This window comes from Caballeronia sp. Sq4a, assembly GCF_023170545.1.
Classification (GTDB): Bacteria; Pseudomonadota; Gammaproteobacteria; order Burkholderiales; family Burkholderiaceae; genus Caballeronia.
Genome location: NZ_CP084250.1, coordinates 1,734,110 through 1,756,700 on the forward strand (window position 1 = coordinate 1,734,110; position 22,591 = coordinate 1,756,700).

Genomic DNA, 22,591 nt, shown 5'->3' on the forward strand with positions numbered 1-22,591 from the left:
CCGGCCCAAGCGGCGTGGCATGAACAAAGGGCGTGGCCATCGCAAGACGGCCACGCCCTTTTCATTGTTTGTCCGTAGCGCCCGCCGTCACGCCGCGAACGCCTGCAAATGCCAGAGAATCGCCTGCAGCATGGCGGCGCCCAGCGCCGCACTGCGTTCACCGTTCCAGCCGACGCGCTCGTCCGGCAGATCAGCGTTGTCCTTGAACGGCATTTCGAGCGTGAGCGACAGGCACTTGTACTCGTTGCTCATGTACTTCGACGCGAGCTTCAGCGCATCTTCGCGATATTTGCCGCTCTCATAGCCGTGCACATCCTGGAAGTCAGGACTTGCCTGCTTGAAGAACTGCACGAACGCCTTCTGCTCTTTCGCCTGTTGCTCGGTGAAGGCCGGCAGCATCTCCGAGCCGGCGACGAACACGTGCGGAATAGCCTCGTCGCCGTGGATATCGAAGAACATGTCGCAACCCGTCGCACGAATCGCGTCGCGCACGACCAGCACTTCGGGGCTGCGCTCGGCGCTCGGCTCCATCCATTCGCGATTCAGGTTCGCGCCCGCCGCATTCGTGCGCAGATTGCCGAGCACGCTGCCGTCCGGATTCATGTTCGGCACGATATGAAACACCGCGCGATCGAAGAGCGCCCGCGCGACCGGATCGCCCGACCAATCACCCCAGCCTGCAAGACGTTTCACGAGTCCCTCGACGAACCATTCCGCCATCGTCTCGCCGGGGTGCTGGCGCGCGATGATCCACACGTTCTTTCTGGGACGCGCGGCCGCCTCGTCGTTCAGACCGAGCGTAAGCAGCGACACGGGCCGGTTCTCGACCGTGCGGCCGAGTTCCGTCAGCGTCGCATGCGGCATCTGCTGAACCGCGCCGAGAAACTCCGAGTGGCGCTCCTCGCTATACGGCTCGAAATACGCGTAGTACACGCGATCAAAGTCCGGCGTGTGATCGATCGTCAGCACGCGGCCGTCGTACTGCGTCGGCACGCGAAACCAGTTCACGCGATCGTAGCTCGCGACCGCCCGATAGTCGCGCCAGCCATCGGCGAAGGCACACTGCGCCGCGTTCTCGAACGTCATCACGAGGCGCTCGCCGCGCGCGCCCGAGACGCGAAAGTAGAACCACTGCGCGAAGTCGGCCTTCGTGTCCGGACGCACGCGCAGGCGAATGTCCGCGGGATTGCTCGCGTCGGTGACGTCGATCGCGCCTGCGTCGAAATTGCTGGTAATCGAAATGCTCATGATGATGTCCTCGATGCGCCTGTCTCACTCCGCGACGCGGCGGCGAAACACATAAGTCGTATCGTTCGATGCATTGGCGTCGAACCGGTAGCCTTCGCTGTCAAAGCCCTTCAGCGCCTCGGGCTCGTCGATTCTGTTCTGCACCGCGTAGCGCGCCATCAGACCTCGCGCGCGCTTCGCGTGAAAGCTGATGATCTTGTAGCGGCCGCCCTTCCAGTCCTCGAAGACCGGCGAGACGACGGGCACGTCGAGTTGCTTCGGCTTCACCGACTTGAAATATTCCTCCGACGCGCAGTTGACCAGCACGCGCGCGCCGCGCTGCCGCCTGAACTGCTCGTTGAGTGCCGCCGTGATGCGCTCGCCCCAGAACGCGTACAGATCCTTGCCGCGCGCATTCGGAAACTTGGTGCCCATTTCCAGCCGATACGGCTGCAGCAGGTCGAGCGGCCGCAGCAGTCCATACAAGCCTGACAGCACGCGCACATGATTCTGCGCGTAGTCGAGATCGGCGGAACTCAGCGTCTTCGCCGCGAAGCCTTCATACACATCGCCGTTGAAGGCGAGCACCGCCTGCTTCGAATTGTGCGCGTCGAAGGTCTTCGACCATTCGGCATAACGCTGGAAGTTCAGCGCCGCGAGCTGATCCGAGATGCCCATCATGCCGCCGATCTGCTGCGGCGAAAGCTGCCGCAAGCCTTCGATCAACTCGGCGGCGTCATCGACGAATTCGGGCAGCGTGTGCTTCTTGATGTGAGCGGGCGTCTCGTAGTCGAGCGATTTAGCGGGCGAGAGAACGATTATCATGGAGGCTCGCCGGCACCCCGCCGGCGACATAGGCATAAACCCCCGATTGTATCGAATGGAAAATTCCGCCGCGCCGCCTCACAATCTGCGGGTCGTGCTCGATTCGAACGTGTGGATCGACATACTCGTGTTCGACGATCCGGCCACGCGGCCGATCCGCGCCGCGCTCGAAGCCCGCGCGCTCGATGCGCTGATCGACGCCCGATGCCTTGCCGAATTGACATACGTGTTCGACTATCCGCAGTTCGTGCGCATGGGCATCGACAAGTCGGCGGCGCTCGAGAAGCTTGCGAGTCTGTCGCAGCTGGTTGACCCAGAAGCATCGCCAAACGCGCCTCCTTTGCCGAAGTGCCGCGACCGCGACGACCAGAAGTTCCTCGAACTCGCGCAGGCATCGCAGGCGGACTGGCTCGTCTCGAAAGATCGCGCAGTGCTGAAGCTCGCGCGCCGCGTCGCGCGCGACTTCGCGTTTCGCATCGCCGAGCCGAAGCCGTTCGTCGCCGCGCTCGAAGCGCACGCCGCCCTTGTCGCCCTTGCCGCCCTCGCCTGATCACCGCATGTGACTACCGCTCAGCCCACGTCCTACTACGCTATGAACGCTACGCACGAACTGAATCCGGCTGCACCCGATCTGTCCTTCCCGTCGCGTCTGCCGAACGTCGGCACGACCATTTTCACCGTGATGAGCGCGCTCGCCGCGCAAAAAGGCGCGGTGAATCTGGGTCAAGGCTTCCCCGATTTCGACTGCGACGCGCGCATCGTCGATGCCGTCGCCTCCGCCATGCGCGACGGCCACAACCAGTATCCGCCGATGTCGGGCGCCGCGCCGCTGCGGCAGGCGATCGCCCGCAAGATCGAGGCGCTCTACGGCCGCGCTTACGACGCCGACCGCGAGATCACCGTCACGGCAGGCGCGACGCAGGCGCTGCTCACGGCCGTGCTGTGCTGCGTGCATCCGGGCGATGAAGTCGTCGTGATCGAGCCGATGTACGACAGCTACGTGCCGGCCATCGAGCTCGCGGGCGGCAAGCCCGTGTTCGTGTCGCTCGAAGCGCCCGATTACGCGCTGCCTTTCGACAAGATCGCCGCCGCGATCACGCCGAAGACGCGCCTTCTGATGATCAACACGCCGCACAATCCGACAGGCCGCGTGTGGCGCGATACGGACATGCGCAAGCTCGAAGACATCGTGCGCGGAACGAACCTGCTGATCGTCTCCGACGAAGTCTATGAACACATGGTCTACGACGGCGCGCCGCACGAGAGCGTGTCGCGCTATCCGGAGCTCGCGAAGCGCAGTTTCGTCGTGTCCAGTTTCGGCAAGACGTTTCACGTGACCGGCTGGAAGATCGGCTACGTGGCCGCGCCCGTCGCGCTGACGGCCGAGTTCCGCAAGGTCCATCAGTTCAATGTGTTCACGGTCAACACGCCGATGCAGGTCGGGCTCGCGCACTATCTGGAAGACCCGAAGCCGTATCTGGAATTACCCGCGTTCTATCAGAAGAAGCGCGACTTTTTCCGCGCAGGGCTCGCCGATACGCGCTTCTCGCTTCTGCCTTGCGACGGAACCTACTTCCAGTGCGTCGATTATTCGGCGATCAGCGACATGCCCGAAGCCGAATTCTCGCAATGGCTGACGAGCGAGATCGGCGTCGCCGCCATTCCCGTGTCGGCGTTCTATCACGAGTCTCACGAGTCGGGCGTCGTGCGCTTCTGCTTCGCGAAGAAGGAGGAGACGCTCGCGCTCGCGCTGGACCGACTGCGCAAGCTCTGAGCGTCGTCTTGCTGCCGGACACAATAGACAACACAGAGAACTTCGAGGAGTCGAACCGCATCATGAGTCCGCAGGAATACAAGATCGAAACGTTGGGCATCGTCGGCAGCGGCGCGATGGGGCGCGGCATCGCGCAGATCGCGGCGCTCGCCGGGCTGACCGTGCGTCTCTACGATGCGAATCCGCAAGCACTCGCGGCCGCGCGCGCGTATCTGTCCGACACCTTCGACAAGCTGACCGCCAAGGGCAAGCTGAAGGAAGCGGACGCGCACGCCGCGCTTGCCCGCGTCCATGACGCGAAGGATATCGGCGCGCTCTCCGACTGCGGCGCGGTCGTCGAGGCGATCGTCGAGAATCTCGAGATCAAGCGCGGACTCTTTCGCGAACTCGAAGCGGTTGTCGGCGACGCGTGCATTCTGGCGTCGAATACGTCGTCGCTGTCCATTACCGCGATCGCGGCAGGCTGCGCGAAACCGGAACGCGTCGCGGGCTTTCACTTCTTCAACCCGGTGCCGCTGATGCGCGTGGTCGAGGTCATCGACGGCTTGCGCGGCGACCGAAAAGCCGGCGACGCGCTGATGGAACTCGCCCGCCGCATGGGTCACACGCCGGTGCGCGCGAAAGACATGCCGGGCTTCATCGTGAATCACGCCGGTCGCGGCATGAACACCGAAGGCTTGCGCGTGGCGGGCGAAGGCGTCGCGAGTTTCGCGGACATCGACCGCATCATGCGCGAGCAGGCCGGTTTCCGGCTCGGGCCGTTCGAGCTGCTGGATCTGACCGCGCTCGACGTCTCGCATCCGGTGATGGAGTCGATCTATCACCAGTTCTACGAGGAGCCGCGCTTCACGCCGTCGCCCATCACCGGCACGCGCCTCGCGGGCGGGCTCATCGGGCGCAAGGCGGGCGAAGGGTTTTATCGCTACGTGGAAGGCAAGCAGCAAGTGCCGGACGAGCCGCCCGCGCCGACGCAACTGCCGGCGCGCGTGTGGATCAGCCGCGCGTCGCCGGCTGCGCGCGAGCAAGTGCTGAAAGTAATCGCGAAGCACGCCGCCGCCGTGCACATCGACACCGGCAACGCGCCCGCGCCCGATTCGCTCATCGTCGTGACGCCGCTCGGCTTCGACGCGACGACGACCGCCGTCGCCGAACATCTCGACGCCACGCGCGTCGTCGCCGTGGATACGCTCTTTCCGCTCGATACCGTCGCCCGCCGCACGATCATGACGACGCCCGCGACCACGCCCGCCATGCGCGACGCGGCGCACGCGCTCTTCGCCGCCGACGGCGTGCCCGTTACCGTCATCCGCGATTCGACCGGCTTCGTCGCGCAGCGGGTGGTCGCGACCATCGTGAATATCGGCTGTGACATCGCGCAGCAAGGCATCGCGACGCCGGAGGACATCGACCTCGCGGTGACGCTCGGCCTGGGCTATCCGCGCGGGCCGCTCGCGCTCGGCGATTCGCTCGGCGCCACGACCATTCTCACGATTCTGCACAACATCCAGAGCGCGCTCGGCGATCCCCGCTATCGCCCTTCTCCGTGGCTCACGCGCCGCGCGCAGCTCGGACTTTCGCTTACCCATACCGAGGAGCTTCGATGAGCGCCGAACTGCTGACACACCGGCCCGCAGGCAGCGACACCACGCTCGTGCTGAAGCTGTCCAATCCGGGCGCGCGCAACGCGCTGCATCCGGACATGTACGCGGCTGGCATCGAAGCCTTATCGACGGCCGAGCGCGACAACTCCGTGCGCGCGATCGTGCTGACGGGCGCGGACAACTTCTTCTGCGCGGGCGGCAACCTGAACCGGCTGCTGGAAAATCGCGCGAAAGACCCGTCGGTGCAGGCAGAGAGCATCGACCTGCTCGCGGAATGGATCAGCGCGCTGCGGGCATCGACGAAACCGGTCATCGCGGCGGTCGAAGGCGCGGCGGCCGGCGCGGGGTTTTCGCTCGCGCTCGCCTGCGATCTGATCGTCGCCGCCGACGACGCGAAGTTCGTCATGTCCTATGCGCGCGTGGGCCTCACGCCGGACGGCGGCGCTTCGTGGTTCCTGACGCGCGCGTTGCCGCGCACGCTCGCGAGCGAGGTGCTGCTCGAAGCGAAGCCGATCGGCGCGTCGCGTCTGCACGAAGTCGGCGTCGTGAACCGGCTGACGAAGAAAGGCATCGCGCTGGATGCCGCTATCGCGTGGGCCGACGATCTCGGCAGCGTGTCGCCCAAGGCGCTCGCGCGCATCAAGTCGCTGATGAATGCGGCGGACGTGCAGCCGCTCGCCGCGCATCTCGATACGGAGCGCGACGCTTTCGTGGATGCGCTTCATCGCGGGGACGCGCTCGAAGGCATCACCGCGTTCCTCGAAAAGCGCCAGCCGAACTATCGCTGAAATCATGGCTCACTACGACCTGCCGAAGCGGCGGCGCATCTTCCTGATGCGTCACGGCGACGTGACTTATTTCGACGATACCGGCCGCGCCATCGACCCTGAAAGCGTGCCGCTCAACGCGCGTGGTCGCGAGGAAGCGAGCGCGGCGGGCCGCGAGTTCGCCGCGCAGAACGTCCGCTTCGATCGCGTGATGGCGAGCGGCCTGCCGCGCACCATCGAAACGGCCGAGCGCGTGCTCGCCGAAACGGGCCAGGCGGCGCAGATCGAAATCTGGCCGGAGTGGCAGGAGATCCGCGGCGGACGACTCGCTAACCTTTCCACGAGCGACATCGAGCGCGCGTTTCTTTCCGTGTTCGACGGCGTCGTGCCCGAAGAGACGCAGTTTCTGGGCGGCGAGACCATCGGCCAGTTGCTCGACCGCGCGTTGCCCGCCATGACGCGGCTGCGCGCGGACACGTCGTGGGACACGGTGCTGCTGGTGCTGCACGGCGGCGTCAATCGCGCGCTGATCACGCATGCGATCACGGCGGGCGGGCGCGCGTTCTTCGGGCATTTGTCGCAGGCGACGGGCTGCATCAACGCGCTCGATGTCGGCGACAAACCCGGCGACTGGGTCGTGCACGCCATCAATCATTCGCCGCCCTCGCCGCTGCACGCGGACGTGCGAAACACCACGATGGAACTGCTCTACGCGCAGTTCGTGAAGTTCAAGGCGAGCGAATGAACTAAGCATCGCGCATACAAAAACGGAGGAGACGATGGCAGACAACGAGACAAATCAGCACTCCGACTTTTCAGCATTCGAAGGCACGCGCCCCGTGCACGAAGCCCAACGCTTCGACGCCGATGCGCTCGCGGCATGGCTCGCCGCGCACGTCGATGGCTTCGCGGGCCCGCTCGCCGTCGCGCAGTTCGCGGGCGGCCAGTCCAACCCTACGTTCAAGCTCGTCACGCCGTCGCGCGCGTACGTGATGCGCGCGAAACCCGGCCCCGCCGCGAAGCTGCTGCCGTCGGCGCATGCAATCGAGCGCGAGTATCGCGTGATGGATGCGCTCGCCGCCACCGACGTGCCGGTCGCGCGCATGCTCGCCTTGTGCGAGGACGAAAGCGTGATCGGCCGCGCGTTCTACGTGATGGAGTTCGTCGAAGGCCGCGTGTTGTGGGACCCGTCGCTGCCCGGCATGACGCCCGCCGAACGCGCCTCGATCTACGACGAAACCAACCGCGTCATCGCGGCGCTGCATACGGTCGATGTCGAAGCCGCCGGTCTCACCGGCTACGGCAAGCCGGGCAACTACTTCGAGCGGCAGATCGGGCGCTGGAGCAAGCAGTACGTCGCGTCGCAGACCGAAAAAATCGACGCGATGGATCGCCTGATCGACTGGCTGCCGCAGCATGTGCCGTCGTCGGCGGCGGCGGCGGCGAAGGTGAGCGTCGTGCATGGCGATTTCCGGCTCGACAACCTCATCTTTCATCCGAGCGAGCCGCGCGTGCTGGCGGTGCTCGACTGGGAGCTCTCGACGCTCGGCGATCCGCTCGCCGATTTCGCGTATCACTGCATGGCGTGGCATGTCGATCCGTCGCAGTTCCGCGGCATCGCAGGGCTCGACTGGACCGCGCTCGGCATTCCCGACGAAGCCGCGTACGTCGCGCGTTATTGCGAGCGGACGGGCTTGAACATCGAAGGCGACTGGAACTTCTATCTCGCCTACAACATGTTCCGCATCGCCGCGATCCTGCAAGGCATCATGAAGCGCGTCGTGGATGGCACGGCGGCGAGCGCGCAGGCCATCGACGCGGGCCGCCGCGCCCGGCCGATGGCCGAACTGGCGTGGCAATACGCGCAGAAAGTCGGCGCATGACAACGGATCAGGAGACGAGCCGATGAACTTTGACTACACGCCGAAAGTGGAGGCGTTGCGTGGGAGATTGCTCGCTTTCTTCGACGCGCATATCTATCCGAACGAGAACGCATTCCGCGACGAGATCGCAGCGAATCGCGCGGCCGGCAACGCGTGGGTTCCGACGCGCCTCATCGAAGCGTTGAAGGACAAAGCGCGCGGCGAAGGGCTGTGGAACTTGTTCCTGCCGTCGTCGGAACGCGGCGCCGGTCTGACGAATCTCGAATACGCGCCGCTTTGCGAGATCATGGGCCGCGTGCCGTGGGCGCCCGAAGTCTTCAATTGCAGCGCGCCCGACACGGGCAATATGGAAACGATCGAACGCTACGGCACGGATGCGCAGAAAGCACAATGGCTAGAACCGCTCTTGCGTGGCGAGATCCGCTCGGCGTTTCTGATGACGGAGCCGGAAGTCGCGTCATCGGATGCGACGAATATCCGCTGCAGCATCGCGCGCGACGGCGACAGCTACGTCATCGACGGCCATAAGTGGTGGTCGTCCGGCGCGGGCGATCCGCGCTGCAAGGTGTTTATCGTGATGGGCAAGACCGACCCCGCCGCGCCGAAGCACGCGCAGCAGTCGATGGTTCTCGTGCCGGCGGATGCCAAAGGCATCACCGTGCATCGCCCGCTGAACGTGTTCGGCTACGACGACGCGCCGCACGGTCACATGGACATCACGCTCGACAAGGTCCGCGTGCCGGCCGCCAACATCTTGCTCGGCGAAGGTCGCGGGTTCGAGATCGCGCAGGGGCGGCTCGGGCCGGGACGCATTCATCATTGCATGCGGCTGATCGGACTCGCGGAGCGTGCGCTCGAACTCATGGCGAAGCGCACGCTTTCGCGCGTCGCGTTCGGCAAGCCCGTCGCGCAACATGGCGTGACGCAGGAACGCATCGCCGAGGCGCGCATCATGATCGAGCAGGCGCGACTGCTCACGCTGAAGGCCGCGTACATGATGGATACCGTCGGCAACAAGGGCGCGCGTGGCGAGATCGCGATGATCAAAGTCGTGGCGCCGAACGTCGCGTGTCAGGTGATCGACTGGGCGATTCAGGCGCACGGCGCGGCGGGCATCTGCGACGACTTCCCGCTCGCGTACGCGTATGCATCGGCGCGCACGCTCAGGCTCGCGGACGGGCCCGACGAAGTGCATCGCAATGCCATCGCGAAACTGGAACTGGCGAAATACCTGGAACCGCGCGACTGATTCACCGTTGCGAGTCACGGGCGGACTCTGCACGGCGCGCGCAAACATGCTCTAATTTTCGCTGCCATTCCGCGAGCCGCGCGTGAATGCGTCACCTGCACGACTGAGGAGCGCACATGATCGACGTGTATAGCTGGCCGACGCCCAACGGGCACAAGATTCACATCATGCTGGAGGAAACCGGCCTCGAATACCGGGCTCATCCCGTCGATATCGGCGCGGGCGACCAATTCAAGCCCGACTTTCTCGCGATCAGCCCGAACAACAAGATTCCCGCGATCATCGACAACGACGGCCCGGAAGGCAAGCCGTTCGCGTTATTCGAATCGGGCGCGATCCTCGTGTATCTCGCGGAAAAGACCGGCAAAATGCTGCCCGCGGATGCCATCGGCCGCTACACGACGATTCAATGGCTCATGTTCCAGATGGGCGGCGTCGGACCGATGCTCGGACAGACGCATCACTTCCGGAATTACGCGCCCGAGAAGATCGACTACGCGATCAACCGCTACACCAACGAAGCGCGCCGGCTCTATGGCGTGATGGACAAGCAGCTCGGCGTCACGCAATACCTCGCCGGCAACGAGTACACGATTGCGGACATCGCGACCTTCCCGTGGACGCGTTCGTGGGAGAACCAGGGCATCGTGCTGGATGAATTCCCGAACGTGAGGCGCTGGTTCGATGCGATCGCGGCGCGGCCGGCCGTCGAGCGCGGCGTGCAGGTGCTGGCGCGCGAACGCAAGCCCTTCACCGACAAGGAGAAGGAAGTGCTGTTCGGCGCGACGCAGTACGCGAAGCGCTAGCTCGCGGCAGGCGTCCGCAGGCCGAAGAGCGCAGCCGAATCCACCGTCAGCACCAGTTCGCCGTCCTGATTGTGCGCTTCCCAGCGTGTCGAGACGATGCCGCGATCGGGCTTGCTCTTCGACACGCGCTTGTCCAGCACGCGCACGGTGAGCCGCACCGAATCGCCGACGCGCACGGGCTTGAGCCAGCGAATGTTGTCGAGACCGGGCGAGCCCATCGACGTCGAATCGGCAAGCATGTCGCGCACGAGAATGCCCATCATCGCGGAGCACGTGTTCCATCCGCTCGCGACCAGTCCGCCGAAATGCGACGCCCTGCCCGCTTCCTCCGACAGATGGAACGGCTGTGGATCGTAGCGGCTGGCGAACTCGATGATCTCCTCGCGGCTGAATGTGTGCGCGCTCAGCGTCACCGCCGCGCCGACTTCAAAATCCTCGAAGCTGTAGGTCATGGGTAGGTCCTCTTTTTAGTGGCAGACAATCGAAGGCGGCAGGAAGCGCCGGATCGCGCTCGAGGAAGCGGGATCCGTGCGATCGATACGGGAAATTCTGGGGACGATGCGAGGCGAGACGGCCGCAAGACGGCAGCCGTGATACGCAACGAAGGAATGACGACTCATACGCGATGTCTCCTTGTCGGGCCAAAGCCGGGAAGACGCCGCGTCAGTCTTTACTGCAGCGGCTCCTTCAACGCGGCCGGCACGGGCAGCGGCATTACTTCGATGCCTTCTTCCAGCAAAGCGTGCGCGTCTTCGGGCGTCGTGACGCCGCGGATATTGCGCGCCGGCGCTTCGTTGTAATGGATGCGCCGCGCCTCTTCGGCGAAACGCTCGCCCACGTTCTCGGTCTTCTCGATCAGCTCTCGCATGAACTGGAGCGCGCGCGCCTGCATGGCGGCCGCATCCGGCGATGCCTTGGGCGCTTGCGCCTGCACCGACGCCTCGCCACGCGCCGAAGACAAGTTCAGGCGCGGCGCGGACGGCATGCGACTAACATCCGTCGTCGAGCAAACGGGACACGCGACCAGCTTGCGGCCCAGCTGCGACTCGAATTCTTCGGTCGAAGCAAACCAGCCTTCAAAGCGATGTTCGTGCGAGCACTTTAAATCGAGGACCTTCATGCTGATGGGACTTCGGTGAGTTTATCTCAGAATCGCGTTTTGCGAACGATCGTGCGCTGGCTCGTCATGCGGCGACGTACAGGAGCGAGCGACTTCAGATTCTAGCTGTTCGGCGCTTTCGCCGCCGAGCGCGGGCGTCAAAACGACAAAAGCGGCCAACGCGGCCGCTTTCCGTGATGACAGAGCCAGCCCGCGTCTTACTCAGCCGCCCTGCCCGCCTGCCATTCGCCCGAGCGGATCTTCTCCAGCCAGAACGCGCCGATGATGGTCTTCACGTCGCTGATCGTGCCGTCCTTGACCCACGCCATCAACTGCGCTTCGTCCGCGATGAACGTTTCGAGGAACTCGCCTTCGTCGAGCTTCGCGTCGCCAGCCGTGAGACCGAGCGCCAGATACAGGTCGATGAATTCCGTCGAATACGAAATGACCGGATGAATGCGCGTCAGGAAGATCCATTCGCGCGCGGTATAGCCGGTTTCCTCCTGCAATTCGCGCTTGGCGCACGTCAACTCGTCCTCGTTCGGATCGAGCTTGCCTGCCGGGAATTCGAGCAGCACGCGCCCGACCGGATAACGAAACTGACGTTCGAGCAGCACGCGGCCGTCGTCGAAAACCGGCAGGATCATCACCGCGCCCGGATGCTCCACGAACTCGCGCGTGGCGTGCTTGCCGTCGGGCAACGCCACCGTATCGCGCTTGAGCGTGAGGAACTTGCCTTCATGCAGCGTGACGCTTTTGACCTTCTTCTCGATGAGGCCGTCGTCATTGTCGGAAACGGTGAACTGGTCTGCCATCTTGCACCCTGTGCCGGTTAAGCAAACAGCCGCCGAGGGCGCGAAGCCATCAGCGGCGTTTGACGAGATATTGATAGGTGAAGCCCGGAAACGCGAGCACCACGAACAGACTGAAGGTGATGGCGTAGAACTGCCAGCCCTGATCGAAACGGTTGCCGGCGCGCGCTTCGAGCATGAAGCCGAGCGCGCCGACCACGAAGTAGAGAACGATCAACTCGCCGATCCTGATCCACGCGCTCTTCTTCGCCGCCTGATGGCGCGTCGGCGCCGGCAGCGGCACCGGCACGACAGCGAAAAGGCGCTGGTTCAGGAACGGCACGTTGGCGCCGACGAGCGCCAACAGCACGATAAACCAGCCCGCAGCCGACATTACAGCGGCAGCGTGTGCGTGATTGCTTGCAGGCAAGCCGTCATCAGCGGACCCGGAACCAGACCCAGCACGAGCACTGCCAAGCCATTGAACGCCAGCAGCGAACGATTGAGGCCATCCGCGACGATCGGCGATGCGTCTTGCGGCGCGTCGAAGTACATCAGCTTGACGATGCGCAGGTAGTAGAACGCGCCCACGAGCGAAGTCAGCACGGCCAGCACGGCGAGCCACGTCAGACCGGCGTTCATCGTCGCTTCGAGCACGGCGAGCTTCGCGTAGAAGCCGACCGTCGGCGGAATGCCGGCGAGCGAGAACATCATGATCATCATGACGAACGCGAAGACCGGGCTGCGCTGGTTGAGGCCCTTGAAGTCGTCGATCTGTTCGGCTTCGAAGTCGCGGCGCGCGAGCAGCATCACGATGCCGAAGGTGCCGAGCGTCGTCACGAGATAGATGATGCTGTAGAACATCGCCGAGCTGTACGCGCCCGCCGCGCCCGTCACCTTGCCGTCGACCACGCCGGCCAGAAGGCCGAGCAGCACGAAGCCCATGTTCGAGATGGCCGAGTACGCCAGCATCCGCTTGATGTTCTTCTGCACGATACCCGTGATGTTGCCGACGATCAGCGACAGCGCCGCGAGGATGACCAGCATCTCTTGCCAATCGACCGCGAACGGCAGCAGACCCATCACCAGGAAGCGCAGGCCCCACGCGAACGCCGCGACCTTCGGGCCGCCGCCGGTCAGCAGCGTCATGGCCGTCGGCGCGCCTTGATAGACGTCCGGCACCCACATGTGGAACGGCACCGCGCCCATCTTGAACGCCACGCCCGCCACGATGAAGATCACGCCGAAGAGCAGCACCGCGTCATTGATGCGACCCGACGCCACGGCCTTCAGCACTTCGTTCAGTTCGAGCGAACCGGTCGCGCCGTACAGCATCGAGATGCCGTACAGCAGGAAGCCGGACGCGAGCGCGCCGAGCACGTAGTACTTCATCGCCGATTCGTTCGACTGCGGCACGTCCTTGCGCAGCGCGATGACGGCGTACAGCGACAGCGACATCAGCTCGAGACCGAGGTACAGCGTGAGGAAGTTGTTGCCCGAAATCATCACGCACTGGCCGAGCAGCGAGAACAGGCCGAGCAGGAAGAAGTCGCCGCGGAACAGATCGCGGTCTTCCAGATACTTGCGCGAATAGATGATCGACACCGCATAGCCGAGCGTCACGACCGCTTTCATCGCGCTCGCGAACGGATCGACGATATACATGCGCGCGAAAAAGTAATGCGGCGTCGGATCGAGCGCCGAGAACGCGAACCACACGCCGACGACGATGGTCGAGACCAGCGCGATCGCGTAAGTGGTACGGCGGCTCGACGGACCGAACATCGTGTCGTTCAACCAGGCCACGACGACGGCGGCCATCAGGATGCCGTCGGGCAACAGGACACTCATAGGGGCGTTTTGCATGATCTTTTAGTTCCTCCGCACGGCGTTACTGAGCCAGCGGCAGCTTGGACTGCGCGACGTGGGAGAGCAGGTTTGCCACCGACTCGTGCATCACGTCGGTGAAGGGCTTCGGATGCAGGCCCATATAGAGCGTGAACAGCGCGAGCACGAGCAGCATGAACATTTCACGCTTGTTGATGTCCGCGAGCTTCGCGACGTGGTCGTTCGCCACCGCGCCGAAATACACGCGCTTGTACATCCACAGCGTGTAGGCCGCGCCGAGAATCAGCGTGAACGTGGCGAGGAAGCCGATCCAGAAGTTGAACTTCACGGCAGCCAGAATCACCATGAACTCGCCGACGAAACCCGAGGTGCCCGGCAGACCGCAGTTGGCCATCGCGAACAGCATCGAGAACGCGGCGAACTTCGGCATGGTGTTCACGACGCCGCCGTAATCCGCGATCTGACGCGAATGCACGCGGTCGTACAGCACGCCGATGGACAGGAACATCGCGCCCGAGACGAAGCCGTGCGAGATCATCTGGATGATCGCGCCTTCCACGCCGAGCTGGCTGAAAATGAAGAAGCCGAGCGTGACGAAGCCCATGTGCGCGATCGACGAATACGCGACGAGCTTCTTCATGTCGGCCTGCACCATTGCGACGAGGCCGATGTAGATGACCGCGATCAGCGACAGCGTGATGACGACGGGCGCGAGGAAGTGGCTCGCGTCCGGCGCGATCGGCAGCGAGAAGCGCAGGAAGCCGTATGCGCCCAGCTTCAGCATGATCGCCGCCAGCACGACGGAACCACCGGTCGGCGCTTCGACGTGCGCGTCCGGCAGCCAGGTGTGAACCGGCCACATCGGCACCTTCACGGCGAACGCCAGGAAGAACGCGATGAAGAGCAGCACCTGCGGCGTCATGCCGATCTTCGCGGCTTGCCACGTGGCCAGGTCGAACGTGTGCGTCTGCGTGTACAGGTAGAGCAACGCGACCAGCATCAGGAGGGAGCCGGCGAGCGTGTACAGGAAGAACTTGAACGCCGCATACACGCGATTCGGGCCGCCCCACACGCCGATGATGATGTACATCGGAATGAGCGTGGCTTCGAAGAACACGTAGAACAGCAGGCCGTCGGCCGTGGAGAACACGCCGATCATGATGCCCGAGAGGATCAGGAACGCGGCCATGTACTGCGAGACGCGCTCCGTGATGACTTCCCACCCGGCGATCACGACGATCACGGTGATGAGCGCGGTCAGCACGACGAACCACATCGAGATGCCGTCGACACCCAGGTGATACGTGATGTTGAACCGCTCGATCCAGTTCGCCTGTTCGACGAATTGCAGCGCGGCGCTCGACGTATCGAAGCCGGTGATCAGCGGAAGGGTCACGATCAGACCGAGAACCGAGCCGATCAGCGCGACCCAGCGCGCAGGCGCCGGGTTACGGTCAGAACCTACAGCCAGGACCAGGACGCCGAAGATGATCGGCAGCCAGATCGCGACACTGAGAATCGGAAAAGAGTGCATAGGGTCCCTCGCCTTATTTGCCGCCGAGCGTTACAAACAGGGTCAAGAGCCCCAACATGCCGATAATCATGGCGAACGCGTAGTGATAGATGTAACCGGATTGAAGGAAGCGGATCACACCGGCGAACCAGGCGACGAACCGCGCACTGCCATTGACGACGCCGTCGATGACGACCACATCGCCCTCTTTCCACAGCCCGCGACCGATGGCGACCGCGCCCCGGGCGAAGACCACTTCGTTGATCTTGTCGAAGTAGTACTTGTTGTCGAGCAGCGTGTAGATCGGGCCGAAGCGGCGGCGGATCACCGGCGGCAGATCCGGGCGCTTCATGTACAGGAACCACGCGACGATCACGCCCGCGAGCGCCAGCCACACCGGCAGGCCCGCGACCGAATGCAGGCCCATCGGGAACCAGCCGTGGAACTCTTCGGCCATTTCACGCATGCCTTCGTGGTTCTCGGCGATGTAGATCACCTTGTCGAACACGACGCCGTGCGAGAAGAAGTCGCCGAAGAGCATCGGGCCGATCATGATCGCGCCGATGATGACCGACGGAATCGCCAGCAGAATCAGCGGCAGCGTGACGACCCACGGGCTTTCGTGCGGCTCGTGTGCGTGGCCGTGGCCGTGTGCGTGACCATGATCGTCGCTACCGTGGCCCTGGCCGTGCGTCGCCTCTTCGGCGCCCATCGGCGAATCGGGATGCTTCGGACCGCGGAAGCGCTCCTTGCCGTGGAACACGAGGAAGTACATGCGGAACGAATACAGCGCCGTGACGAAGACGCTCGCCACCACCGCGAAGTATGCGAAACCCGAACCTGGCAGATGCGAGAGCTTCACCGCATCGATGATCGAATCCTTCGAATAGAAGCCCGAGAAGAACGGCGTGCCGATCAGCGCCAGCGAACCGATCAGCGACGTGATCCAGGTAATCGGCATGTACTTGGCCAGCCCGCCCATGTTGCGCATGTCCTGGTCGTGGTGCATGCCGATAATGACCGAGCCCGCGCCGAGGAACAGCAGCGCCTTGAAGAACGCGTGCGTGCCCAAGTGGAACACCGCGACCGGATACGCCGACACGCCGAGCGCGACCGTCATGTAGCCGAGCTGCGAGAGCGTCGAATACGCGACCACGCGCTTGATGTCGTTCTGCACGACGCCGAGGAAGCCCATGAACAGCGCCGTGATCGCGCCGATGACCGTCACGAACGACAGCGCCGCATCCGAATGCTCGAAGAGCGGCGACATGCGCGTCACCATGAAGATACCGGCCGTCACCATCGTTGCCGCGTGAATCAGCGCGGAGATCGGCGTCGGGCCTTCCATCGAGTCCGGCAGCCACACGTGCAGCGGGAACTGCGCCGACTTACCCATCGCGCCGATGAAGAGGCAGATGCACGCCACGGTCAAGAGGCCCCAGCTCGTGCCCGGGAACGTCATGGCGGCGAGCTTCTCGCCCTGCGCGAAGACGTCGCCGTAGTTCAGCGAACCCGCGAACGCCAGCAGCAGGCCGATGCCGAGCAGGAAGCCGAAGTCACCGACGCGGTTGACGATGAACGCCTTCATGTTCGCGTAGATCGCGCTTTCACGGGTGAAGTAGAAGCCGATCAGCAGATACGAGACGAGACCCACCGCTTCCCAGCCGAAGAACAGCTGCAGGAAGTTGTTGCTCATGACGAGCATGAGCATCGAGAACGTGAAGAGCGAAATATAAGAAAAGAAGCGCTGATAGCCGTCTTCTTCCGCCATGTAGCCGATGGTGTAGATGTGCACCATCAGCGAGACGAAGGTCACGATGACCATCATCATCGCCGTCAGCGAATCGACGAGGAAGCCGACTTCCATCTTGAGCGACCCCATCGTCATCCATTCGTAGACGGTGCCGTTGAAGCTCGCGCCCATCATGACGTCGTAGAACACGAACGCCGACAGGATGAACGAGATGAAGACGCCGAGAATGGTGACGCGGTGCGAGCCCTTGCGCCCCACGGTCTTCCCGAGCAGCCCCGCGATCAGCGAGCCCGCGAGCGGAGCCAGCGGGACCGCGAGCAGGAGGTTTTCATTGAGTGTCGTGGACATAACAGCCTAGCCTGAAATTAACCTTTGAGCTGATCGAGGTCCTCGACGTTGATCGTGTCGAGGCTACGGAACAGGGTCACGAGAATCGCGAGACCGATCGCGGCTTCCGCTGCGGCCACGGTCAGGACGAAGAACACGAAAATCTGGCCGTGCACGTCGCCCAGATAGTGCGAGAACGCGACGAAATTGGTGTTCACCGCAAGCAGCATCAGTTCGATGGCCATCAGGATGATGATGACGTTGCGGCGGTTCAGGAAGATGCCAACGATGCTGATCGCAAAGAGGATCGCGCCGAGCACGAGGTAATGGGCAAGACTCAACATGTTTGTTCTCTCCTTCTCGCTCAGCCCTTGTTGTCCACCACGCCCGCGCCGATGTTGCCGGTCACGGCAGGTTCCACCGTTGCATCCGGCGCCTGCGTTTCGGCCGGCATCTTGACGAGGCGCACACGGTCCTGACGGCGAACCTTCACTTGCTTGCTGACGGTTTGCGTCTTCTTGTCCTTCTTGTCGCGCACGGTCAGCGAGATGGCCGCGATGATCGCCACCAGCAGCACGAGACCCGCGATTTCGAACGCGAAGATGTAGTCCGTGTAAATGACCTTGCCGATGAGCTGCGTATTCGGCATCAGCGCCGCGCCGCTTACGCCGGCGCCCGCGGCAGCCGTTCCCGCATCACGCAGCGGCGTGACCGTCGCGCCGTAGCCGTGCCACAGAATCAGCGCCGTTTCGATGACGATGATCGCGCCGACGATGGTCGCGAGCGGCACGAAACGCCTGAAGTCGCGCCGCAGCACGTCGATGTTGATGTCGAGCATCATCACGACGAAGAGGAAGAGCACCATCACCGCGCCGACATACACGAGAACCAGCAGGATCGCGAGGAATTCGGCTTGCAACAGCATCCAGATCGCGGCCGCGTTGAAGAACGCGAGCACGAGAAAGAGCGCGGATGACACCGGATTGCGCGAGGTGATCACCTTCAGCGCGGACACGGTCAACAGCAGCGCGAAGATATAGAACAGTACGGTTGTGAATTCCATGATTACCGGTTCATCGTTAGGCCATCATCAGGCAGGGTGTGTCGGCGCGCGGCGCAACGCGCCAACAGCAACAGCAAAATCGCTTCGACTCGGACACCGGCGGCGACGCCGGCATCCGCTTCGCATCAACGGTAAGGCGCGTCGGCCGCCTTCGATGCGGCGATTTCCGTCTCGTAGCGATCGCCCACTGCAAGCAGCATGTCCTTCGTGAAATACAGATCGCCGCGCTTTTCGCCGTGATATTCGAGGATATGCGTCTCGACGATCGAATCGACCGGGCAGCTTTCTTCGCAGAAGCCGCAGAAGATGCACTTGGTCAGGTCGATGTCGTAGCGCGTCGTGCGACGGGTATTGTCCGCACGCGTTTCCGATTCGATGGTGATCGCGAGCGCCGGGCACACCGCTTCGCACAGCTTGCACGCGATGCAGCGCTCTTCGCCGTTTTCATAACGGCGCAGCGCGTGCAGACCGCGAAAGCGCGGCGACACCGGCGTCTTTTCTTCCGGGAACTGCACCGTGATCTTGCGCTGGAACGTGTAACGGCCCGTCAGCGCCAGACCCTTCAGCAGTTCGGTCAGGAAGAAGGTCTTAAAGAAGTTCTGAATTGCGTTCATGATGATTGGTCCGCTCTTGTCCTGGGTTCGTCCGACTACTTCCAGATGTTGAGCGGCGACATGATCCAGAAGCCGATCACGACCACCCACACTACCGAAACCGGCAGGAACACCTTCCAGCCGAGACGCATGATCTGGTCATAGCGGTAGCGCGGGAACGTCGCGCGGGCCCAGATGAAGACCGACAGCAGGAAGAAAACCTTGAGCACGAACCAGAACACGCCCGGGATGAACGACAGGAAGCCGAACGGCGCGTCCCAGCCGCCCAGGAACAGGGTCGTCGCGATCGCGGAGATCACGATCATGTTGATGTACTCGGCGAGGAAGAACAGCGCGAACGCCATGCCCGAGTAGTCGATCATGTGACCCGCGACGATTTCCGATTCGCCTTCCACCACGTCGAACGGGTGACGGTTCGTTTCAGCAATGCCCGAGATGAAGTACACGACGAACATCGGCAGAAGCGGCAGCCAGTTCCACGACAGGATGTTGACGCCGAAGCCCGCGAAGATGCCGCGCTGCTGCGAGGCGACGATATCCGACATGTTCAGCGTGCCCGCGACCATCAGCACCACGACGAGCGCGAAGCCCATCGAGATTTCGTAGGACACCATCTGCGCCGCCGCGCGCATGGCGCCGAGGAACGCGTACTTCGAGTTCGACGCCCAGCCCGCGAGAATCACGCCGTACACGCCGATCGACGAGATCGCCATGATGTACAGGAGACCCGCGTTGATGTTGCCGAGCACGGCTTTCGCCTGGAACGGAATCACCGCCCAGACCGCGAAGGCCGGCACCACGGTCATGATCGGCGCGATGACGTAGATCCATTTGCTCGCCTGCGTCGGTTGAATGACTTCCTTCAGCAGCAGCTTCAGCACGTCCGCGATTGGCTGCAGCAAGCCTGCCGGGCCGACGCGGTTCGGGCCGAGACGCACGTGCATCCAGCCGATGAGCTTGCGTTCCCAAAGAATCAGGTACGCGACGCACAGCAGGATCACCACCGCAACCACGAGGATGCGCACCAGCGCCCACACGGTCGGCCAGGCAACGCCCAGAAGCTGCGTGCCGCCTGCGTTGATCGTATCGAACAAGCCCATTTACGCCTTCTCCACTACCAGTTCACCGAACAGGCCGCCGAGTGCGGCGCCAGCCGCGGTAGCCGCCGACACGCGCACCACCGTTTCCGCCAGGTTCGCGTCGCGAACCGCGGGCATCACCACCGACAGGTCGCCTTGCTTGATGCGCACGGCGTCGCCGTCCTTCAGGCCGAGCTTGTCGAAGAGCGTCGTCGGCAGGCCGGCGACATTCGCGTCGCGTGCCGCTGCCGTCAGATGCAGCGACGGCGCGCGGCGCACGAGCGGGTCGGCGTGATAGATCGGCACGTCGGCGAGACGCTCGAAGCCGCCCTTCACCGAAATGTTAGATGCAGCGCGCTTCGGTGCGACCGTCGTCTTGTTCGACAGACGCGCAGTGAGGTCGCCCGTGCCGAGCGCCGCGACGCGCACTTCTTCCGCCGTGTCGAATTCGAAGCCCGGCAGGCCGAGCATCGTGCCCAGCACGCGCAGTACCTTCCAGCCCGGACGCGTCTCGCCCAATGCGCGGACGACGCCGTTGAACGACTGCGCCGTGCCTTCCGCGTTGACGAACGTGCCCGACGTCTCCGTGAACGGCGCGAGGGGCAGCAGCACGTCGGCGTACTCCATGCCGTGCTTGAACGGCGACATCACGACCACCATCTCGGCTGCCTTCAGCGCCGCGACGGCCTGCGCCGGGTTAGCCGCATCGAGTTCCGGCTCCGCGTTGAAGAGCACGTAGCCCTTGCGCGGCTGTTCGAACGCCGCGCGGGCGTCAAGACCGCCCTCGCCCGGCAGCGCATCGACGAGATAACCGCCGACCGAATTCGCGCCTTCGGTCAGGAAGCCGAGCGTCGCGCCGGTGTTGTCGGCAATCCACTGCGCCGCCGCCTGAATCTGCGCGAAGTCCGGATGCTGGACCGCCACATTGCCGAGCAGCACGACACGCTTCTCGCCCGCTGACAACGAAGCCGCCACGTCCTTCGCGGCAGCCGACACTTCGCGACCGGCGAATGCGTCCGGCAGCGCGACGCCGCGCGCTTCGGAGATCGCACCCGCGATGCCCGCGAGCTGGTCGAGCCATGCCGAGGGCGCAGCGACCAGACGATGCGCGGTCGGGATCAGCGAGTCGTCGTTGCTCGCGTTCAGGAACGTGAGCATTGCGCCGTTCTTGGCAGCCTGACGCAGACGCGCGGCGAAGAGCGGATGATCGCGGCGCAGGAACGAGCCGATGACGAACGCCGTATCGACGTTCGACAAGTCCGCGATCTTCACGCCGAGCCACGGCGCGCCCGCGCCCACCGGCGCGGAAAAGTCGTTCTGACGCAGGCGGAAATCGACGTTCGGCGAGCCGACGCCTTCCGCGAACTGCTTCAGCAGATACAGTTCTTCGACCGTGCTATGCGGCGTCGCGAGCGCGGCGATGGCGCTCGCGCCATGATCCGCCTTGATGCCCTTGATGCCTTTCGCCACGTACTCGAGCGCCGTCTGCCAGTCCGTTTCGATCCACTTGCCGCCCTGCTTGAGCATCGGCGTGGTGAGACGTTCGTCGCTGTTGAGCGCTTCGTACGAGAAACGGTCCTTGTCCGAAATCCAGCATTCGTTGATGGCTTCGTTTTCCATCGGCAGAACGCGCATCACGCGGTTGTTCTTCACCTGAACGACCAGGTTCGAACCGACGGAATCGTGCGGGCTCACCGACTTGCGGCGCGACAATTCCCACGTCCGCGCGCTGTAGCGGAACGGCTTGCTCGTGAGCGCGCCGACCGGGCACAGGTCGATCATGTTGCCCGACAGTTCCGAATCCACCGTCTTGCCGACGAACGACGTGATTTCCGAATGCTCGCCGCGGCCCAGCATGCCGAGTTCCATGACGCCGGCAATTTCCTGCCCGAAGCGCACGCAGCGCGTGCAGTGGATGCAGCGCGTCATCTCTTCCATCGAGATGAGCGGACCCACGTTCTTGTGGAACACCACGCGCTTTTCTTCGTTGTAGCGCGACTGGGACTTGCCGTAACCCACGGCCAGATCCTGCAACTGGCACTCGCCGCCCTGATCGCAGATCGGGCAATCCAGCGGGTGATTGATCAGCAGGAACTCCATCACCGACTGTTGCGCCTTCACGGCCTTGTCGGAGGCGGTCCGCACGACCATGCCGGCCGAAACGGGCGTGGCGCACGCGGGGACGGCCTTCGGCATCTTTTCGACTTCGACGAGGCACATCCGGCAGTTCGCCGCGATCGACAGCTTCTTGTGATAGCAGAAGTGAGGAATGTACGTATCGACCTTATGCGCAGCCTGGATCACCATGCTGCCTTCGGGCACCTCGACCGTCTTGCCGTCAATTTCTAGTTCAACCATGATGGGGAATGGTC

Annotated in this window: 22 protein-coding genes; 8 read left to right on the forward strand and 14 right to left on the reverse strand. The window is 63.6% G+C overall.

Going from position 1 to position 22,591, the window contains the following annotated elements; genetic code table 11:
• Window positions 1–87: 87 nt before the first annotated feature.
• Both LDZ24_RS08240 and yaaA read right to left on the reverse strand, forming a co-directional pair.
• Complete coding sequence (locus LDZ24_RS08240) at window positions 88–1,248, reverse strand: M14-type cytosolic carboxypeptidase (RefSeq protein ID WP_248320026.1); 1,161 nt, start codon at window positions 1,246–1,248, stop codon at window positions 88–90.
• 24 nt (window positions 1,249–1,272) lie between these two features.
• A complete protein-coding gene (gene yaaA, locus LDZ24_RS08245; protein ID WP_248320027.1) occupies window positions 1,273–2,052 on the reverse strand; it encodes a peroxide stress protein YaaA in 780 nt (259 codons plus the stop codon).
• A 55-nt stretch (window positions 2,053–2,107) separates the two neighbouring features.
• Here yaaA and LDZ24_RS08250 point away from each other — a divergent pair, with 55 nt between their 5' ends.
• From LDZ24_RS08250 to LDZ24_RS08285, 8 genes are all read left to right on the forward strand, one after another.
• Window positions 2,108–2,602 (forward strand): putative toxin-antitoxin system toxin component, PIN family, encoded by a 495-nt coding sequence (locus tag LDZ24_RS08250; protein ID WP_248320028.1) that lies wholly within the window; start codon window positions 2,108–2,110, stop codon window positions 2,600–2,602.
• A 42-nt stretch (window positions 2,603–2,644) separates the two neighbouring features.
• A complete protein-coding gene (locus LDZ24_RS08255; RefSeq protein ID WP_206466565.1) occupies window positions 2,645–3,826 on the forward strand; it encodes a pyridoxal phosphate-dependent aminotransferase in 1,182 nt (393 codons plus the stop codon).
• A gap of 62 nt (window positions 3,827–3,888) precedes the next feature.
• A complete protein-coding gene (locus LDZ24_RS08260; RefSeq protein WP_248320030.1) occupies window positions 3,889–5,430 on the forward strand; it encodes a 3-hydroxyacyl-CoA dehydrogenase in 1,542 nt (513 codons plus the stop codon).
• Entirely contained in the window at window positions 5,427–6,215 is a 789-nt protein-coding gene (locus LDZ24_RS08265; RefSeq protein WP_248320032.1) for an oxepin-CoA hydrolase, alternative type, read from the forward strand. Before LDZ24_RS08260 ends, LDZ24_RS08265 begins: the two co-directional genes overlap by 4 nt.
• A 4-nt stretch (window positions 6,216–6,219) precedes the next feature.
• Window positions 6,220–6,939, forward strand: coding sequence for a histidine phosphatase family protein (locus LDZ24_RS08270; RefSeq protein ID WP_248320034.1), 720 nt, complete (start codon window positions 6,220–6,222; stop codon window positions 6,937–6,939).
• Between the two features lie 34 nt (window positions 6,940–6,973).
• On the forward strand, window positions 6,974–8,077 hold the full coding sequence (locus LDZ24_RS08275) for a phosphotransferase (protein WP_248320036.1): 1,104 nt from the start codon (window positions 6,974–6,976) through the stop codon (window positions 8,075–8,077).
• Window positions 8,078–8,099: 22 nt separating this feature from the next.
• A complete protein-coding gene (locus LDZ24_RS08280) occupies window positions 8,100–9,326 on the forward strand; it encodes an acyl-CoA dehydrogenase family protein (protein ID WP_248320037.1) in 1,227 nt (408 codons plus the stop codon).
• A gap of 116 nt (window positions 9,327–9,442) precedes the next feature.
• The gene (locus LDZ24_RS08285) at window positions 9,443–10,132 is read left to right on the forward strand and encodes a glutathione binding-like protein (protein ID WP_248320039.1); all 690 of its coding nucleotides are present in this window, start codon (window positions 9,443–9,445) and stop codon (window positions 10,130–10,132) included.
• On the opposite strand, the gene LDZ24_RS08290 is transcribed toward LDZ24_RS08285, so the two are convergent.
• The 12 genes from LDZ24_RS08290 to nuoG form a co-directional block, all read right to left on the reverse strand.
• Window positions 10,129–10,584 carry a MaoC family dehydratase gene (locus tag LDZ24_RS08290; RefSeq protein ID WP_248320040.1) on the reverse strand — a complete coding sequence of 152 codons (456 nt, stop codon included), beginning with the start codon at window positions 10,582–10,584 and terminating at the stop codon, window positions 10,129–10,131. The two genes, LDZ24_RS08285 and LDZ24_RS08290, sit on opposite strands and share 4 nt — an antisense overlap.
• A 218-nt stretch (window positions 10,585–10,802) precedes the next feature.
• Window positions 10,803–11,252 (reverse strand): DUF1178 family protein, encoded by a 450-nt coding sequence (locus LDZ24_RS08295; protein ID WP_248320041.1) that lies wholly within the window; start codon window positions 11,250–11,252, stop codon window positions 10,803–10,805.
• A 197-nt stretch (window positions 11,253–11,449) separates the two neighbouring features.
• Window positions 11,450–12,046 carry an NUDIX domain-containing protein gene (locus LDZ24_RS08300; RefSeq protein ID WP_248320042.1) on the reverse strand — a complete coding sequence of 199 codons (597 nt, stop codon included), beginning with the start codon at window positions 12,044–12,046 and terminating at the stop codon, window positions 11,450–11,452.
• A 49-nt stretch (window positions 12,047–12,095) separates the two neighbouring features.
• Window positions 12,096–12,416, reverse strand: coding sequence for a DUF2818 family protein (locus LDZ24_RS08305; protein WP_175944090.1), 321 nt, complete (start codon window positions 12,414–12,416; stop codon window positions 12,096–12,098).
• Window positions 12,416–13,888, reverse strand: coding sequence for an NADH-quinone oxidoreductase subunit NuoN (gene nuoN, locus LDZ24_RS08310; protein WP_248320043.1), 1,473 nt, complete (start codon window positions 13,886–13,888; stop codon window positions 12,416–12,418). Before nuoN ends, LDZ24_RS08305 begins: the two co-directional genes overlap by 1 nt.
• Before the next feature lie 25 nt (window positions 13,889–13,913).
• Window positions 13,914–15,404, reverse strand: coding sequence for an NADH-quinone oxidoreductase subunit M (locus LDZ24_RS08315; RefSeq protein WP_175944094.1), 1,491 nt, complete (start codon window positions 15,402–15,404; stop codon window positions 13,914–13,916).
• A gap of 13 nt (window positions 15,405–15,417) precedes the next feature.
• Window positions 15,418–17,484 (reverse strand): NADH-quinone oxidoreductase subunit L, encoded by a 2,067-nt coding sequence (nuoL, locus tag LDZ24_RS08320; protein ID WP_248320045.1) that lies wholly within the window; start codon window positions 17,482–17,484, stop codon window positions 15,418–15,420.
• Window positions 17,485–17,501: 17 nt separating this feature from the next.
• Window positions 17,502–17,807: an NADH-quinone oxidoreductase subunit NuoK gene (nuoK, locus tag LDZ24_RS08325; protein WP_007588140.1), complete on the reverse strand. Its 306-nt coding sequence runs from the start codon at window positions 17,805–17,807 to the stop codon at window positions 17,502–17,504.
• Window positions 17,808–17,827: 20 nt separating this feature from the next.
• On the reverse strand, window positions 17,828–18,526 hold the full coding sequence (locus LDZ24_RS08330; RefSeq protein ID WP_175944098.1) for an NADH-quinone oxidoreductase subunit J: 699 nt from the start codon (window positions 18,524–18,526) through the stop codon (window positions 17,828–17,830).
• A 125-nt stretch (window positions 18,527–18,651) separates the two neighbouring features.
• A complete protein-coding gene (gene nuoI, locus LDZ24_RS08335) occupies window positions 18,652–19,140 on the reverse strand; it encodes an NADH-quinone oxidoreductase subunit NuoI (protein WP_159836462.1) in 489 nt (162 codons plus the stop codon).
• A gap of 35 nt (window positions 19,141–19,175) precedes the next feature.
• On the reverse strand, window positions 19,176–20,240 hold the full coding sequence (nuoH, locus tag LDZ24_RS08340; RefSeq protein WP_175944100.1) for an NADH-quinone oxidoreductase subunit NuoH: 1,065 nt from the start codon (window positions 20,238–20,240) through the stop codon (window positions 19,176–19,178).
• Complete coding sequence (gene nuoG, locus LDZ24_RS08345; protein ID WP_248320046.1) at window positions 20,241–22,577, reverse strand: NADH-quinone oxidoreductase subunit NuoG; 2,337 nt, start codon at window positions 22,575–22,577, stop codon at window positions 20,241–20,243.
• Window positions 22,578–22,591 lie beyond the last annotated feature (14 nt).

What these genes read in the sequence shown, in the direction of transcription:
- LDZ24_RS08315 (WP_175944094.1), bottom strand. Translation starts at nt 15,404, where the DNA reads ATGCACTCTTTTCCGATTCTCAGTGTCGCGATCTGGCTGCCGATCATC.
- LDZ24_RS08300 (WP_248320042.1), bottom strand. Translation starts at nt 12,046, where the DNA reads ATGGCAGACCAGTTCACCGTTTCCGACAATGACGACGGCCTCATCGAG.
- LDZ24_RS08280 (WP_248320037.1), top strand. Translation starts at nt 8,100, where the DNA reads ATGAACTTTGACTACACGCCGAAAGTGGAGGCGTTGCGTGGGAGATTG.
- nuoI (WP_159836462.1), bottom strand. Translation starts at nt 19,140, where the DNA reads ATGAACGCAATTCAGAACTTCTTTAAGACCTTCTTCCTGACCGAACTG.
- LDZ24_RS08240 (WP_248320026.1), bottom strand. Translation starts at nt 1,248, where the DNA reads ATGAGCATTTCGATTACCAGCAATTTCGACGCAGGCGCGATCGACGTC.
- yaaA (WP_248320027.1), bottom strand. Translation starts at nt 2,052, where the DNA reads ATGATAATCGTTCTCTCGCCCGCTAAATCGCTCGACTACGAGACGCCC.
- nuoH (WP_175944100.1), bottom strand. Translation starts at nt 20,240, where the DNA reads ATGGGCTTGTTCGATACGATCAACGCAGGCGGCACGCAGCTTCTGGGC.
- LDZ24_RS08275 (WP_248320036.1), top strand. Translation starts at nt 6,974, where the DNA reads ATGGCAGACAACGAGACAAATCAGCACTCCGACTTTTCAGCATTCGAA.
- LDZ24_RS08255 (WP_206466565.1), top strand. Translation starts at nt 2,645, where the DNA reads ATGAACGCTACGCACGAACTGAATCCGGCTGCACCCGATCTGTCCTTC.
- LDZ24_RS08250 (WP_248320028.1), top strand. Translation starts at nt 2,108, where the DNA reads ATGGAAAATTCCGCCGCGCCGCCTCACAATCTGCGGGTCGTGCTCGAT.
- LDZ24_RS08295 (WP_248320041.1), bottom strand. Translation starts at nt 11,252, where the DNA reads ATGAAGGTCCTCGATTTAAAGTGCTCGCACGAACATCGCTTTGAAGGC.
- LDZ24_RS08290 (WP_248320040.1), bottom strand. Translation starts at nt 10,584, where the DNA reads ATGACCTACAGCTTCGAGGATTTTGAAGTCGGCGCGGCGGTGACGCTG.
- LDZ24_RS08265 (WP_248320032.1), top strand. Translation starts at nt 5,427, where the DNA reads ATGAGCGCCGAACTGCTGACACACCGGCCCGCAGGCAGCGACACCACG.
- LDZ24_RS08270 (WP_248320034.1), top strand. Translation starts at nt 6,220, where the DNA reads ATGGCTCACTACGACCTGCCGAAGCGGCGGCGCATCTTCCTGATGCGT.
- LDZ24_RS08305 (WP_175944090.1), bottom strand. Translation starts at nt 12,416, where the DNA reads ATGTCGGCTGCGGGCTGGTTTATCGTGCTGTTGGCGCTCGTCGGCGCC.
- nuoL (WP_248320045.1), bottom strand. Translation starts at nt 17,484, where the DNA reads ATGTCCACGACACTCAATGAAAACCTCCTGCTCGCGGTCCCGCTGGCT.
- nuoN (WP_248320043.1), bottom strand. Translation starts at nt 13,888, where the DNA reads ATGCAAAACGCCCCTATGAGTGTCCTGTTGCCCGACGGCATCCTGATG.
- LDZ24_RS08330 (WP_175944098.1), bottom strand. Translation starts at nt 18,526, where the DNA reads ATGGAATTCACAACCGTACTGTTCTATATCTTCGCGCTGCTGTTGACC.
- LDZ24_RS08285 (WP_248320039.1), top strand. Translation starts at nt 9,443, where the DNA reads ATGATCGACGTGTATAGCTGGCCGACGCCCAACGGGCACAAGATTCAC.
- nuoK (WP_007588140.1), bottom strand. Translation starts at nt 17,807, where the DNA reads ATGTTGAGTCTTGCCCATTACCTCGTGCTCGGCGCGATCCTCTTTGCG.
- LDZ24_RS08260 (WP_248320030.1), top strand. Translation starts at nt 3,889, where the DNA reads ATGAGTCCGCAGGAATACAAGATCGAAACGTTGGGCATCGTCGGCAGC.
- nuoG (WP_248320046.1), bottom strand. Translation starts at nt 22,577, where the DNA reads ATGGTTGAACTAGAAATTGACGGCAAGACGGTCGAGGTGCCCGAAGGC.